Origin of the sequence: Ensifer sp., from assembly GCF_031989085.1 — a bacterium.
In the GTDB taxonomy this organism is placed as follows: Bacteria; Pseudomonadota; Alphaproteobacteria; order Rhizobiales; family Rhizobiaceae; genus Ensifer.
In genome coordinates this window covers 111,404-125,817 of sequence record NZ_DALZXU010000012.1, presented here as the reverse complement: position 1 = coordinate 125,817, position 14,414 = coordinate 111,404, and the positions used below count along the sequence as shown (strand labels likewise).

The window sequence follows — 14,414 nt, the reverse complement described above, 5'->3', positions numbered from 1 at the left end:
GAGGGTTTTCAACAGGGCAAACACAGCCCAAAAGCAGTCGGGTTCCGGGCCTGGATCCTTGTCCAGTTGGTCAAAAATCACGCTGGCGGCCCAAAATCCCCCGCCCCCGTGCCGGGCCGCTCTAGAAGAAGCACGCCCTGCACCGCAAATCCGCGCCAGAGCGGGGCTGGCTGGCTCCCAACATGCTGGTGGGCGTCTCACCGAAACGTGACGGTTCCGGTCGATGCCGCGCATTGACGCCCGGGGCACTTGGCTTACCTTCGCGCCGAAACAATCGAGGGAGTGCGCGGACATGATCAAATGGGCAAGACGATGGGGGCTTGCGGCTATCGCGACGCTTTGCCTGACCGTCCCTGCGGCCGCCTTCGACATCGACGATTGGTCTTCCGTCGTTTCGGAAGCCAAGGGAGAGACCGTCTACTTCAACGCCTGGGGGGGCGCTGCCAACATCAATGCCTATATCGCCTGGGCGGGCGAACAGATGAAGGCGCGCTACGGTGTCGACGTCGTTCACGTGAAGCTCGACGACACGGCCAAGGCCGTTGCCAGCGTGCTGGCGGAGAAATCGGCCGGCAAGGATGCCGGCGGCAGCGTCGATCTCATCTGGATCAACGGCGAGAACTTCGCCGCGATGAAGCGCCAGGGCCTGCTCCTCGGCCCCGGCTGGGCGACCCGGCTTCCGAACTGGGCCTATGTCGACCACGAGACGAAGCCGACGATCCTGACCGATTTCACCGTGCCGACGGAAGGGCTCGAAAGCCCATGGGGTGGCGCCAAACTGGTGTTCTTCCACGACAGCGCCCGCACGCCGGCGGCCGAGCTGCCGACATCTGCAAGGGGCCTGCTCGACTGGGCAAGGACCCATCCCGGCCGCTTCTCCTATCCGCAGCCGCCGGACTTCATCGGCTCGTCGTTCCTGAAGCAGGTGCTGGTCGAACTCGTCGCCGACAAAGGCAAATTACAGAAGCCCGTCGACGATGCGACGTTCATGGAGGACACGGCACCGCTCTTTGCCTATCTCGACCAGTTGACCCCCTACCTTTGGCGCAAGGGCAAGGCCTATCCGCAGAACTATCCCGACATGAAGCAGAAGCTGGCGGACGGCGAGCTCGACATCATCTTCGCCTTCAATCCGGCCGAGGCTTCCGCCGCCATCGAAAACGGCGAGCTGCCGGCAAGCGTGCGTTCCTTCGTCTTTCCCGGCGGTACGCTCGGCAACACCCATTTCGTTGCCATTCCCTATAACGCGAATGCCAAGGCCGGCGCGCTGCTGCTGGCGGATTTCCTGCTCTCGCCCGAGGCGCAGCTGCGCAAGCAGGATGCGCAATATTGGGGTGACCCGACGGTACTGGCGATGGCAAAGCTGCCGGAAGCTGAGCGATCGGCCTTTGCTGCCCTTGATCTCGGCGTTGCGACACTGCCGCCCGATGAGCTCGGCCCGGCCCTTTCCGAACCGCATCCGGACTGGATGACGCGGATCGAAACCGAATGGATCCGCCGCTATGGCGCCGGCAACTGACGGCTGGCGCCGATACGCGCGATGGACATCCCGGTGAGGGAGAGAATACGGCGCCCTATCGGCACCGGCCTTGCCGTGCTGCTCTGCCTGCCGGTGCTGGCTGGCCTTGCCGGCACGGTGCTTCCGGCCTTCGGCTACCTGCCCGCCCTCGGTGGCACGCAGTTTACGCCAGGACATTTCGAGGCGCTTGCCGCCCAACCGCATATCCTGCGCTCGGCGTTCGTCAGCCTGGCCGCGGGACTGACCAGTACCTTCATTGCGCTCGTCGTGGTCGCGATCTTCGTCGCCGGCTATGCCGGAACACGGCCATTCGCCTTCATCCAGCACCTGCTGTCGCCGCTGCTGGCTGTTCCTCACGCCGCATCGGCATTCGCGATCGCCTTTCTGATCGCACCGTCGGGCTTTCTGGTTCGACTTGTCTCCCCCGAACTGACCGGCTTTCTTCGTCCGCCGGACTGGCTGATCCCCAACGATCCGCTCGGACTGTCTATGGTGGCAGGCCTTGCCGCCAAGGAAATGCCGTTTCTGTTGCTGGTGATGCTGGCGGCACTGCCGCAGCTGCCATTGGCGAATTCCCGACGGCTGATGTCGGCACTCGGCTATGGCCGTGTGACGGGCTTTGCCATCGCGATGTGGCCGGCGCTCTACCGCCAGATCAGGCTGCCGGTGCTTGCGGTGCTGGTCTACTCGACCTCGGTGGTCGACGTCGCCATGATCCTCGGCCCGCAGCTGCCGCCGACCCTGCCGGTGCGCATCGCAGCCTGGCTTGCCGATGACGACGTCGGCGCCCGGTTTCTGGCCTCGGCCGGCGCCGTCGTGCAGCTTGCGCTCGGTCTGGTGGCGATCGGCATCTGGATCGGCATCGAGCGGATCGGCCGCCTTTGCCATAGACGGCTATGCTCCTCGGGCAGGCGCCTTGCCGCCGACCGACTTCTGTGCCGGACGGCAGCCTCGATCGCGGCGTTATCGGCGGCGCTGATCTTTACCGGTCTCGCTCTTCTGGCGCTGTGGTCGATCGCGGGACTATGGCCTTTCCCCGATCGCCTGCCGACCAGCCTCACCATCGCGGCCTGGAGGCGGGCGCTTGCGGGGTTGGTCGACCCGTTGGCGGCCACCATCGCCATCGCACTTTTGTCGTCGCTCGCAGCGCTTGCGATCGCCATCCTCCTGCTGTCGCTTGGCGGGCACGGCAAGGCCGACCGCTGGCTTCCCGTGTTCCTGCCTTTGCTCGTTCCCGAAATCGCCTTCGTGTTCGGCTTGCAGGTACTGGCGACCGGGGTGGGATTTTCACCGTCGATCGCCACCGTTGCCGCCATGCACCTCGTCTTCGTTCTGCCCTATGTGCTCCTCTCGCTCGGGCCGCCCTGGCGGGCGCTCGACCGGCGCTACGAACAGATCGCATCGGGACTGGGCAAGTCGTCGCTCAGGACCCTCATGACCATCCGGCTGCCAATGCTGCTTCGTGCCTGCCTGACGGCGCTTGCCGTCGGCTTTGCTGTCTCCGTCAGCCTCTATCTGCCGACGGTGGTGATCGGCGCAGGGCGGGTGACGACGATCACCACCGAAGCCGTCGCCCTTTCGTCAGGCGGCGATCGACGCATCATCGGCGTCTACGCCCTGGTGCAGGCGCTGCTGCCGTTCTCCGGTTTTCTCGTTGCATCGCTGGTGCCGCAATTGCTATTCCGCCAGCGACGGGCCATGAGGATTTGAATGCAGACACCGGGCAAGACCAAGCCTCTGACGTTGTGCGATGTGACGATCGCGATCGACGGACGGATGCTGCTTTGCGTTTCGGCGACGGTGATGCCCGGCGACGTGCTGACGGTGATGGGCCCATCCGGCTCCGGAAAGTCGACGCTTCTTGCCTATATCGGCGGCTTCCTGGAGCCCGAATTTTCCGCCAAAGGCGCGGTTCGGCTCGGTGAGGAGGAGCTGATCGGCCTGCCGCCGCAACGGCGCCATGCCGGCATTCTTTTCCAGGATCCCTTGTTGTTCCCGCACCTTTCCGTCGGCGGCAATATCGTCTTTGCCATCCCCGAGACAATCAGGGGGCGAGATGCCAGACGCCGGCTGGCAGAAGACGCGCTCGATGAAGTCGGGCTCGGCGGCTTCTTCGACCGCGATCCCGAGACCTTGTCGGGCGGGCAAAAGGCGCGTGTCGCACTGCAGCGCGTGCTTCTGTCGCAACCCCGCCTGCTGCTGCTCGACGAACCTTTTTCAAAGCTCGACATGACCCTGCGGCAGCAGACGCGCGAACTGATCTTCGCCAAGGCGCGGATCGCGGGCCTGCCGACAATCCTGGTCACCCACGACCGGGCGGACGCCGAGGCTGCCGGTGGTCAACTCATCCATATCGGAGCGGAGACGCAATCGTGACGCTTACCCTGCCCGCCCTGCCGGTTCGCGCGGTCCTGCCGGAGATCGGCGCTGCCCTCGACCGGGGCCGCTCCGTGGTGCTTTCGGCACCGCCCGGCGCCGGCAAGACGACGCTGGTGCCGCTGTTCCTGCTCGACCAGCCCTGGCTGAACGGCGGCAAGATCATCCTGCTCGAGCCACGGCGGCTCGCCGCCCGCGCGGCCGCCGGCCGCATGGCGGAGCTGCTCGGCGAGAAAGTCGGCGAAACCGTCGGCTACCGGATGCGCCTCGACAACCGGGTCTCGGCCAGGACCCGGATCGAGGTGGTGACGGAAGGCGTCTTTGCCCGCATGATCCTCGACGATCCGGAGCTCGCCGGCGTTGCCGCGGTTCTGTTCGACGAATTCCACGAGCGCTCGCTCGATGCCGATTTCGGCCTGGCGCTGGCGCTCGACGTTCAGTCTGCCCTGCGCGACGATCTCAGGCTCGTCGTCATGTCGGCAACGCTCGATGTCGCGCGCGTGTCGAGATTGCTCGGCGACGCAGCGGTGGTCGAAAGCCAGGGCCGCAGCTTTCCGATCGAGATCCGCAACCAAGACCGCGGCGGCGAGAGCGTCGAAGACGCCGTCGTGCGCGCCATCGTCGAGGCACATCGCAGTGAGGAGGGCTCGATCCTCGCCTTCCTGCCCGGGCAGGCCGAAATCACCCGGACCGCATCCCGGCTTGCCGACCGGTTCGGGGCGGATACGACGGTCGTTCCGCTCTACGGGAACCTGACGCAGAGGGAACAGGACGCAGCGATCCGGCCGGCGCCGAAGGGCACGCGCAAGATCGTGCTCGCCACCTCGATCGCCGAAACGTCGATCACCATCGACGGCGTGCGGATCGTCATCGACAGCGGCCTGCAGCGGCTGCCGGTGTTCGAAGCCTCGACCGGCATCACCAGGCTCGAGACCGTGCGCGTCTCGCGCGCTTCGGCTGACCAGCGCGCCGGCCGTGCCGGGCGGACCGAGCCGGGGATAGCCATCCGTCTCTGGCATACCGGTCAGACCGCAGCGCTGGCCGCCTTCACGCCGCCACAGATTCTGGCCAGCGACCTCTCCGGCTTGCTGCTCGACATGGCGCATTGGGGCGTCAGCGATCCCGCGGCCCTTGCCTTCATCGACCCGCCGCCGGAAACCACGCTTCAGGAAGCGCGAAAGCTGCTCACCGAGCTCGGCGCGCTCGACGGTTCCGGTGCGCTGACCCCAAGGGGGCGCAAGATCCGCGATCTGGCCCTGCCTCCGCGCCTTGCGGCGATGGCCGTTTCGGCCGCCGACGAAGGTCAGGGCGAAGCCGCCTGCCTGCTCGCGGTCATGCTGACCGAACAAGGGCTGGGCGGCAACGCCATCGACCTCGAGGACCGGCTGCGGCGCTTTCGCCAGGAGCGCGGCGAGAGGGCCGAGGCCTCGCGCAACCTTGCCCGCCGCATGGCAGCCGAGCTCAAGGGCGGACCACGTTCGAGCGAACCGATCCAACCCGGCGCCTTGCTGATGCACGCCTTTCCGGATCGCATCGCGCTGCAGCGCGGAGGACGCGGGCGGTTCGTGATGGCCAACGGTCGTGGCGCCGAGATCGCCGAGACCGAGCGGCTCGCCGCAGCCAACATGCTTGTCATCGCAGACCTGACGGGGCGTGCCGGCGGCCAGCGCGTGCTGGCGGCGGCCGAGCTTTCCCGCGCCGACGTCGAAGCGCATATGCCAGACGCGATCGTGCGGGAGGCGCAAAGCGTCTTCGACCGGGCAAGCCGCCAGGTGCGGGCGCGCCGCGTCACGCGGCTCGGCGCGATCATCTTCGAGGAGGCGCCGCTGCCAAGGCCGACCGGCGAAAGTGCGGCACGGGCGCTTGCCGATGGCGTGCGTCAGCTCGGGCTGGCCGTGCTGCCATTTTCCAAGGAGGCGTTGCAGCTGCGCGATCGCATCGGCTTCCTCCATCGCTCGATCGGCGAGCCGTGGCCTGATGTTTCCGACGACGCCCTGCTCGCGAGGCTGGAAGACTGGTTCGTGCCATTCCAAAGCGGCGTTACGGCTATCGCCGATATCAAGGCGGGCGCCTTGTCCGAGGGATTGCTGTCGCTGATTGCGCACGACCGCCAGCGGGAGCTTGCAAAACTGGCGCCAACCCATTTCGAGGCGCCGACGGGACAGCGGCATCCCATCCATTACGACGGCGACGAGCCGCTTCTTTCCATCCGGGTGCAGGAACTCTTCGGCCTCAAAAAACATCCGGCCATCGGCGACGGACGGTTGCCACTGCTGCTCGAGCTGATCTCGCCCGGCCGGCAGCCGATCCAGACAACGCGCGATCTGCCAGGCTTCTGGGCTGGCTCCTGGCGGGATGTGCGGGCCGACATGCGCGGGCGCTATCCCAAGCACCCGTGGCCGGAAAACCCGGCGGAGGCAGCGCCGACGACACGGGCGAAACCACGTGGTACATGAGGCGGCCCCCTGGAAGGGACCGCTCGATACTTCCCTGGATCGGAAGCGATCCGGAAAAAACTGATGCGGCGGATTGAGAGCCGGCGTCCCTTGCGTCTCAGATTTGACGCGCGGCGCGGCAATGGGAACACGAGCAGGCATGACGGCAGTGGCACTGGAACACAACGACCCGACCTCGAACAGAAGCCTGCGGCTGCAGACGCTCATCCGCCTGCGCTGGCTTGCGGTCGGCGGACAGTCGATCGCCGTGGTGATCACCACCTTGTGGCTGCAGTTTCCACTGCCGCTGTTGTCTTGCCTGGTACTGATCGCCACGCTGGCGCTGGTCAATACCTACCTGACGCTGCGCTTCCCACCGACGCACCGGTTGCGGCCCCCGGCCGCTTTCGCCCTTCTGGGGCTCGATCTGGCGCAGCTGACCGGCCTGCTGTTCATCACCGGCGGGCTTGCCAACCCGTTTGCGCCGCTTCTCTGCGTGCCCGTCATCATTTCCTCCGCCTCACAGCCAAAGCCGCACAGTATCGTGCTTGCCGGCCTCGCAGTGATCGGCGTTACCGTCCTTGCCTTTTCGCCCTTCCCGCTTCCCTGGTATCCGGGCACGCTGCTGCTCATGCCGAAAGTGCTGACGGCCGGCATCTGGTTTGCGATCGTGTCGATGACTGCCTTTGCCGCCTTCTACACCTACCGCGTCTCGCTCGAGGCGAGCGAACTGTCGGAAGCGCTGACGGCGACCGAACTGGTGCTGCAGCGCGAAAAGCACCTTTCGCAGCTCGACGGCCTTGCTGCCGCCGCCGCCCATGAACTGGGAACGCCGCTGGCGACCATCAGCGTCGTTGCCAAGGAGATGGAGCGCGAACTCGGCGACGACCCGCGCTTCGGCGAGGATGTGCACCTGTTGCGCAGCCAGAGCGAGCGATGCCGCGACATCCTCAAGCGGTTGACGACGCTGTCGTCCGAAAGCGAGGAGCATATGCGGGTCTTGCCGCTCTCCTCGCTGATCGAGGAGGTGATGGCGCCGCACCGCGAGTTCGGCATTCATATCAATCTGGTCGAAAAGGGCGACAAGGCCTCGGAGCCGGTCGGCAACCGCAATGCCGGCATTCTCTATGGTCTCGGCAATCTGCTCGAAAACGCGGTCGACTATGCCAAGAAGCAGGTGACCGTCACCGTCGAGCACTCGGCCGAGCATGTGAAGGTGACGATCGCCGACGACGGCGACGGATTTGCTCCCGACATTCTGCTGCGCATCGGCGAGCCCTATGTCACGCGTCGGCAGAAGGACGACAGCGCCGGCGGCCTCGGGCTCGGGCTTTTCATCGCCAAGACGCTGCTGGAGCGCTCGGGCGCGCGGCTGCGCTTCGAGAACGGCGGGCCCGATCGTCCGGGCGCCAAGGTCAGCGTCGAATGGCCGCGTGCGCTAATGGATACGAAACTGGCGAAATGACGTTTGGCAGTTTATTGAACGGCACGACAGAAAACCTATAATCTCGGCGAAAACTTCCGATTTTCGCCCAAGGATTGCGAGAATGACCGAAAAATCGACAGCTTCGCCCAGCACGCATGCCCAGGACGCCGAACTGATCGGGCCGGACAGAACGCTGCTGCTCGTCGACGATGACGCGCCGTTCCTTCGACGCCTTGCCCGCGCCATGGAAGCGCGCGGATTTACCGTCGATATCGCCGAGTCCGTTGCCGAAGGCATCGCCAAGGCGAAGGGCAACCCGCCGAAATACGCGGTCATCGACCTCAGACTTGGCGACGGCAGCGGTCTCGACGTGATCGAGGCGATCCGCAGCCGGCGCGACGACACCCGCATGATCATGCTGACCGGCTACGGCAACATCGCAACGGCCGTCAACGCGGTCAAACTCGGCGCGGTCGATTATCTCGCCAAGCCTGCCGACGCCGACGACATCTTCGCAGCCTTGGTGCAGCGTCAGGGCGAGCGGGTCGAGCCGCCGGAAAACCCGATGTCGGCCGACCGGGTGCGGTGGGAGCATATTCAGCGCGTCTATGAAATGTGCGAGCGCAACGTGTCGGAGACGGCGCGCCGGCTCAACATGCACCGCCGCACCCTGCAGCGCATCCTGGCCAAACGCGCGCCGAAGTAATCAGCCTTCGGCAGACCCGTCGCGGGAGCCGGAAACGATATCGCGAATGGAGTTGCCGAGTTCGCCGTTGCGCTCGGCTGCCCACTCCGCCAGCATCAGCCGCTGCGCGGCGGTGCGGGCAAAGAGCTGCAGCACCGATTTGCGGGTGGCCGGTGCCAGCCGATGTTCCGGTGCCTCGCGGATGATGTGCCCGTCATAGCCATCCGACAGCAGCAGGCCGCAATCCTGCGGAAAGATGTCGAGCGGAACGTCGCCATGGGTGGCGAAGAACAGCCGGTCGCAGTGCTGGCGGTAGTCCGGCCATTTTCGATCCACCCGAAAATCCTCGATCGACGTCTTGATCTCCACGATCCAGATCTCGCCCTTCGCCGACAGTGAGATGAGATCCGCGCGGCGGCCGCTGGCGAGCGTCAATTCCGGGAGCACCGAATGGCGCAGTTCGGCGAAAAGCCGCTGGACGCCGCGGCGTACCATGAGGGCGCGGTTCGATTGCCGACCGTCGACGAGGGGGTTGTCGCCATGGATCGAGAGAATTGTCATTGGCCTCAACTGCCTTGTGCTGCCGCATTTGTTGCAAAAAAGCCAGCGTCACGGAATTTACACTTTCCCGCCGCCTTGTCGCCGCGCAATCCCTTGCATAGCAGCAACTAATCGAAAATAACCGTAGGCACTGGTGGTCGGGGCCGACCCAGTTTTTCTTCGCTTCTCATTTTAAGAGACTCCTATGCGCTTCCGCAATGCCTTCCTCCTGTGCAGCCTGGCGGCGACACTCGCCGTGGCCGGCTGCTCGACGACTTCGACCAAGCCCGAGACGGCAAGCGGCGAGCCTGCGCCCGTGGCCGTGCAGGTCGCTTCCAATCAGATCTTCTCGGGCGATTATGGCGCAGTTGAGGATCACGGTTATGCGCTCCCCGCCATCCCGATCAACAAGGTCGACGGCCGCTTCCACCGCCAGATCGTCGATTATGCGACGAGCGAACGTCCCGGCACAATCGTCGTCAACACGCCGAACCGCTTCCTCTACTACGTGCTGCCCGGCGGCAAGGCCGTTCGCTACGGCATCGGCGTCGGCAAGGCCGGCTTTGCATGGGAAGGCGAAGCCTATATCGCCTGGAAGCAGGAATGGCCGATGTGGCATCCGCCGAAGGAAATGGCGGAACGCAAGCCGGAAGTGGCAAAGTACGTCGAGGCCGGCATGGGCCCGGGCCTGAAGAACCCGCTCGGCGCGCGCGCGCTCTATCTCTTCAACGACCAGGGCAAGGACACGCTGTTCCGTCTGCACGGCACGCCGGAATGGTCGTCGATCGGCACGGCCGCTTCGTCGGGCTGCATCCGCCTGATGAACCAGGACATCATCGATCTCTATTCGCGCGTCCGTCCGGGCAAGAATGCGCGCGTCGTCGTCCAGCAGTAAGACGCGACAGGAATGATCCAGTCCGAAGCCGCCGGGTTCCCCGGCGGCTTTTTTGTTGGCCGCATGACTTTACCGGCTTTACGTCGTACACCATACGCAGGGTTGCCCCGCTTCGAGCGCTTCAAACCAGGGTGGGTAGCGCGCGATTCCCTTTGGCACTTTTGTTCAAATGTTACGCAAAAAGATCGAAAATTCAGCGGGTTATTAAGTGATGGTTATCTAATTAACCCAAATGGTGGCGGCGAAATACCAAGCCAAAGGGACCGCCATGCTGATCAAGACCAAGCTCCTGAGTGCGATTGCACTGTTGTCACTCATCGCGGTCGGCATCGCCGTCTACAACCAGCATGCGCTGGCAGAAAACAGCGCGACGATGGATGCGGTCTACGCCGATCGGATCGTGCCGCTGAAGAACCTGAAGGCGACCTCCGATGCCTTTGCCGTCTCGATCGTCGATGCGGCGCACAAGGTGCGAAACGGCAATGCGACGATGGAAACCGGCCTTGCTTCCGTCAACGACGCGCGCCAGGTGATCACCGCCAACTGGGACGCCTATGTCGCAACCGCGATGACGCCGGAAGAGCATAAGCTTGTCGAAGGCGCCAAGCAGCAGATGGTGGTGGCGATTGATTCGATCGCGACGCTGACGAAGATCCTTTCGGCACGCGATTCCGCGGCACTCGACAGCTTCGTTCGCACGGCACTCTACGAAACCATCGATCCCCTGACCGAGAGCATTTCTGAAATTTCCGACCTTCAGGTCCACTTGTCGGATCGGGTGTTCCAGGAGCAGCACAGCAAATTCGAGACGGTGCGCGTGCTCAGCGTAGGCATCATCGTGCTGGTGCTGGTGCTGGCCGGCGCAACCTTCCTCGTCGTCTCTCGCGGGGTGATCGGCCCGCTCAGCCGCCAGATCGCTGCGATGCGCCGGCTGATCGACGGCCATCTCGACGATGACGGATCAGACATCGCCGGCAAGGACGAGATCGCAGAGATGGCGCGCGCCATCCAGTCGTTCCGGCAAGCGGCCCGGTCCAACCTGCGCCTGCAGGCTGAAGCCGAGGAGAGCCGCCGCAATGGCGAATCCGAACGCGTCCGCATGCAGGCCGAGGCGGAGCGCGCCGCACAGCAACGGCTTATTCAGGCCACATCAGGCCTGGCGACCGGCTTGCAGCGGCTTGCCGACGGCGATCTCGCAGTGCGGCTCGACGAACCCTTCTCGGCCGAATTCGAACAACTGCGTCACGACCTCAACAAGACCGCTGCGCAGCTCAACGATGCGATGCTCGCCGTTGCCGACAGCGCCGGAAACATCGGCCTCGGCACGAGGGAAATCAGCCAGAGCGCGGACGACCTGTCGAAGCGCACCGAACAGCAGGCAGCATCACTCGAGGAGACGGCGGCCGCTCTCGACCAGATCACCGCCAATGTCAGCAATTCCTCGCGCCGAACGGAGGAAGCCCGCGACGTGGCCGGTGAAGCCAAGACCAGCGCTGCACAATCGGCCGTGGTCGTGGCCAATGCCGTCGACGCGATGCGGCGGATCGAGGAATCGTCGAGCCAGATCTCCAGCATCATCGGCGTGATCGACGAAATCGCCTTCCAGACCAATCTCCTCGCCCTGAACGCCGGCGTCGAGGCGGCAAGAGCAGGTGATGCGGGCAAGGGTTTTGCCGTCGTGGCGCAGGAAGTGCGCGAGCTGGCACAGCGCTCGGCAAAGGCTGCCAAGGAAATCAAGGAACTGATTCGCAGCTCCAGTTCGGAAGTCGAAAGCGGCGTGCGGCTGGTGCGCGATACCGGCGAGGCGCTGAAGACGATCGAGGCGCATGTCATCACCATCAACGAGCATATGGCGGCCATCGCCACGTCGGCCCGCGAACAATCCGTCGGGCTGGCCGAGGTCAACACCGCCGTCAACCAGATGGACCAGGTGACGCAGCGCAACGCCGCCATGGTCGAGGAGGCGAACGCCGCATCAGCGACGCTTGCCCAGGAGGGCAGCAACCTTCGCGCCCTGATCGACAGGTTCCAGCTTTCCGGCGAGACCGGCGCGTCGGCGCAACCGGCGGCACGGAGAACCGCGCCGCGCGCCGTGATTTCTAACCAGCATGTGAACAACAGCCCTCGCCCAGCCGTTCGACCACCGGCCATGCCGCAGGCACGGGGCAACGCCGCCCTGTCCATCGACGGTTGGGCCGAGTTCTAGTCGCGCGCGTTTTCAGAGCAAGTTTGCTTGCGATTTCGGCGGCATGAGCGCGAAGAGCTCGGGCAAGTGGCGTAAGCGCCCTGCCGTTGCGTTTTACCCTCCCGCAACAGCGGTTGCGGGAAGGTCAGATCGCGGTCAAGGCGATCGGCAGCCTGATCAGGCGGCCAGCTCGGCCTTCAGCTCGCGACGGCGACGGTGCAGGACCGGTTCGGTGTAACCGTTCGGCTGCTCGCGGCCCTTGAGGACCAGCTCGAGCGCCGCCTGGAACGCGATAGAACCGTCAAAATTGCCGGCCATGGCGACATACTGCGGATCGTCTGCGTTCTGACCATCGACGACGGCGGCCATGCGCTTCATCGTTTCGACGACCTGCGCTTCACTGACCACGCCGTGGTGCAGCCAGTTGGCCATGTGCTGCGCCGAGATGCGCAGCGTCGCGCGGTCTTCCATCAGGCCGACATTATTGATGTCGGGCACCTTGGAGCATCCGACGCCCTGGTCGACCCAGCGAACGACATAGCCGAGAATGCCTTGTGCGTTGTTGTCGAGCTCGCGCTGGATCTCCTCCGGCGTCCAGTTGGGACGGCTGGCGACCGGCACCGACAGGATATCGCTGAGCTTGGCACGCGACCGGCTCTTGAGGCCGGCCTGGACGTCGGCGACGTTGACCCGGTGATAGTGGGTGGCATGCAGGGTGGCGGCGGTCGGCGACGGTACCCAGGCGGTGTTGGCGCCGGCCTTCGGGTGAGCGATCTTCTGCTCCAGCATCGCTGCCATCAGGTCGGGCATGGCCCACATGCCCTTGCCGATCTGCGCGTGCCCGGAAAGGCCGCATTCCAGACCGATGTCGACATTCCAGTTTTCGTAAGCGGCGATCCAGGCGGCCTGCTTCATGTCGCCCTTGCGGATCATCGGGCCTGCTTCCATCGAGGTGTGGATCTCGTCGCCGGTGCGATCGAGGAAGCCGGTGTTGATGAAGACGACGCGTTCGCGGGCGGCGCGAATGCACTCCTTGAGGTTGACCGTCGTGCGACGCTCCTCGTCCATGATGCCCACCTTCATGGTGTTGGCTGGCATGCCGAGCGCTGCCTCGACGCGCGAGAAGATCTCGCAGGCGAAAGCGACCTCTTCCGGGCCGTGCATCTTCGGCTTGACGACATACATGGACCCTTCGCGGGAGTTCATGCGGCGGCCGCCCTCACCGATGTCGTGCAGCGCGATCAGCGCGGTTGCCATCGCATCCATGATGCCTTCGGGCACTTCCGCGCCGTCGCGATCAAGAATAGCCGGATTCGTCATGAGGTGGCCGACATTGCGCACCAGCATCAACGAGCGGCCCGGCAGCGATAGCGTGCCGCCACCCGGCGCCGTGTAAACGCGATCGGCATTGAGGCGACGGGTGAAGCTCTTGCCGCCCTTGACGACCTCTTCCTCGAGATCGCCCTTCATCAGGCCGAGCCAGTTGCGGTAGACGACGACCTTGTCTTGCGCATCGACGGCGGCGACGGAATCTTCGCAATCCATGATCGTGGTGATCGCCGATTCGAGAATGACGTCCGAGATGTGGGCGGGATCGTCCTTGCCGATCGGCGTCGTCGCATCGAGCACGACGACGGCATGCAGATTGTTGTGCCGGAGAACGACCTGCGACGGCGCGTCCGGCGCGCCGGAATAGCCGGCAAACTGAGCAGGACTACGAAGCGTGGTCCTGGCGCCGCTCGAAAGCGCAACCGAGAGGCTGCCCGAAGCGACTGTCAGCGATGCGACATCCTTCCAGCTGCCGCTTTCCAGCGGCGCGCTCGCATCGAGGAAATCGCGCGCCCAGGCGATAACCTTGGCGCCGCGCTTGGGATTGTAGCCCCGCCCCTTTTCCGCGCCGTCCTCGTCGGAAATGGCGTCGGTGCCGTAGAGCGCATCATAGAGCGAGCCCCAGCGCGCATTGGCAGCGTTGAGGGCATAGCGGGCGTTCATGACGGGAACGACGAGCTGCGGGCCGGCGATCGTCGCGATCTCCGGATCGACATTGTCGGTCGAAACGGCAAACGCCGGGCCTTCCGGCAGCAGATAGCCGATCTCCTTCAGGAAACCCTGGTAGGCTTCAAGATCGTTCGGGGCGCCATTGTCGCGATACCAGGCGTCGATCTTGGCCTGCAGGTCGTCGCGCTTGGCAAGCAAGGCGCGGTTCTTCGGTGCGAGGTCATGGACGATCTTCGACAGCTCGGCGAAAAACCGCTCGGCATCGACGCCGGTTCCGGGCATCGCCTCGTTCACCAGAAAGTCATGCAGACCTGCATCGATCTTCAATCCAAACTTCTCAATGCGGTCCATCATC

Annotated in this window: 10 protein-coding genes; 8 read left to right on the top strand and 2 right to left on the bottom strand. The window is 64.7% G+C overall.

All coding sequences use genetic code 11. The features are described from left to right. Window positions 1-292: 292 nt before the first annotated feature. From RTP54_RS29225 to RTP54_RS29200, 6 genes are all read left to right on the top strand, one after another. On the top strand, window positions 293-1,519 hold the full coding sequence (locus tag RTP54_RS29225) for an ABC transporter substrate-binding protein (RefSeq protein ID WP_312367458.1): 1,227 nt from the start codon (window positions 293-295) through the stop codon (window positions 1,517-1,519). Between the two features lie 33 nt (window positions 1,520-1,552). Continuing rightward, the gene (locus RTP54_RS29220) at window positions 1,553-3,229 is read left to right on the top strand and encodes an ABC transporter permease (RefSeq protein ID WP_312367456.1); all 1,677 of its coding nucleotides are present in this window, start codon (window positions 1,553-1,555) and stop codon (window positions 3,227-3,229) included. After that, complete coding sequence (locus tag RTP54_RS29215) at window positions 3,230-3,895, top strand: ATP-binding cassette domain-containing protein (protein WP_312367454.1); 666 nt, start codon at window positions 3,230-3,232, stop codon at window positions 3,893-3,895. Further along, window positions 3,892-6,351: an ATP-dependent helicase HrpB gene (gene hrpB, locus RTP54_RS29210; RefSeq protein ID WP_312367451.1), complete on the top strand. Its 2,460-nt coding sequence runs from the start codon at window positions 3,892-3,894 to the stop codon at window positions 6,349-6,351. Before RTP54_RS29215 ends, hrpB begins: the two co-directional genes overlap by 4 nt. 139 nt (window positions 6,352-6,490) lie before the next feature. Beyond that, a complete protein-coding gene (locus RTP54_RS29205) occupies window positions 6,491-7,795 on the top strand; it encodes an ActS/PrrB/RegB family redox-sensitive histidine kinase (RefSeq protein WP_162703584.1) in 1,305 nt (434 codons plus the stop codon). 82 nt (window positions 7,796-7,877) lie between these two features. Beyond that, window positions 7,878-8,462, top strand: coding sequence for an ActR/PrrA/RegA family redox response regulator transcription factor (locus tag RTP54_RS29200; protein WP_025425369.1), 585 nt, complete (start codon window positions 7,878-7,880; stop codon window positions 8,460-8,462). Here RTP54_RS29200 and RTP54_RS29195 read toward each other — a convergent pair whose 3' ends face one another. Next, window positions 8,463-9,002, bottom strand: coding sequence for an MmcB family DNA repair protein (locus RTP54_RS29195; RefSeq protein ID WP_112818189.1), 540 nt, complete (start codon window positions 9,000-9,002; stop codon window positions 8,463-8,465). Window positions 9,003-9,186: 184 nt separating this feature from the next. On the opposite strand from RTP54_RS29195, the gene RTP54_RS29190 reads away from it, so the two are divergent. Next, the gene (locus tag RTP54_RS29190) at window positions 9,187-9,876 is read left to right on the top strand and encodes a L,D-transpeptidase (protein ID WP_112810522.1); all 690 of its coding nucleotides are present in this window, start codon (window positions 9,187-9,189) and stop codon (window positions 9,874-9,876) included. A gap of 268 nt (window positions 9,877-10,144) precedes the next feature. Further along, complete coding sequence (locus RTP54_RS29185; protein WP_312367445.1) at window positions 10,145-12,082, top strand: methyl-accepting chemotaxis protein; 1,938 nt, start codon at window positions 10,145-10,147, stop codon at window positions 12,080-12,082. Between the two features lie 156 nt (window positions 12,083-12,238). Here RTP54_RS29185 and RTP54_RS29180 read toward each other — a convergent pair whose 3' ends face one another. After that, window positions 12,239-14,410, bottom strand: coding sequence for a malate synthase G (locus tag RTP54_RS29180; RefSeq protein WP_312367444.1), 2,172 nt, complete (start codon window positions 14,408-14,410; stop codon window positions 12,239-12,241). Between the last annotated feature and the right edge of the window lie 4 nt (window positions 14,411-14,414).

Bases quoted from the DNA above. Each gene is read 5' to 3' on its own strand.
- RTP54_RS29225 (WP_312367458.1), top strand. From the start codon at position 293: ATGATCAAATGGGCAAGACGATGGGGGCTTGCGGCTATCGCGACGCTT.
- RTP54_RS29215 (WP_312367454.1), top strand. From the start codon at position 3,230: ATGCAGACACCGGGCAAGACCAAGCCTCTGACGTTGTGCGATGTGACG.
- RTP54_RS29205 (WP_162703584.1), top strand. From the start codon at position 6,491: ATGACGGCAGTGGCACTGGAACACAACGACCCGACCTCGAACAGAAGC.
- RTP54_RS29200 (WP_025425369.1), top strand. From the start codon at position 7,878: ATGACCGAAAAATCGACAGCTTCGCCCAGCACGCATGCCCAGGACGCC.
- RTP54_RS29195 (WP_112818189.1), bottom strand. From the start codon at position 9,002: ATGACAATTCTCTCGATCCATGGCGACAACCCCCTCGTCGACGGTCGG.
- RTP54_RS29190 (WP_112810522.1), top strand. From the start codon at position 9,187: ATGCGCTTCCGCAATGCCTTCCTCCTGTGCAGCCTGGCGGCGACACTC.
- RTP54_RS29185 (WP_312367445.1), top strand. From the start codon at position 10,145: ATGCTGATCAAGACCAAGCTCCTGAGTGCGATTGCACTGTTGTCACTC.
- RTP54_RS29180 (WP_312367444.1), bottom strand. From the start codon at position 14,410: ATGGACCGCATTGAGAAGTTTGGATTGAAGATCGATGCAGGTCTGCAT.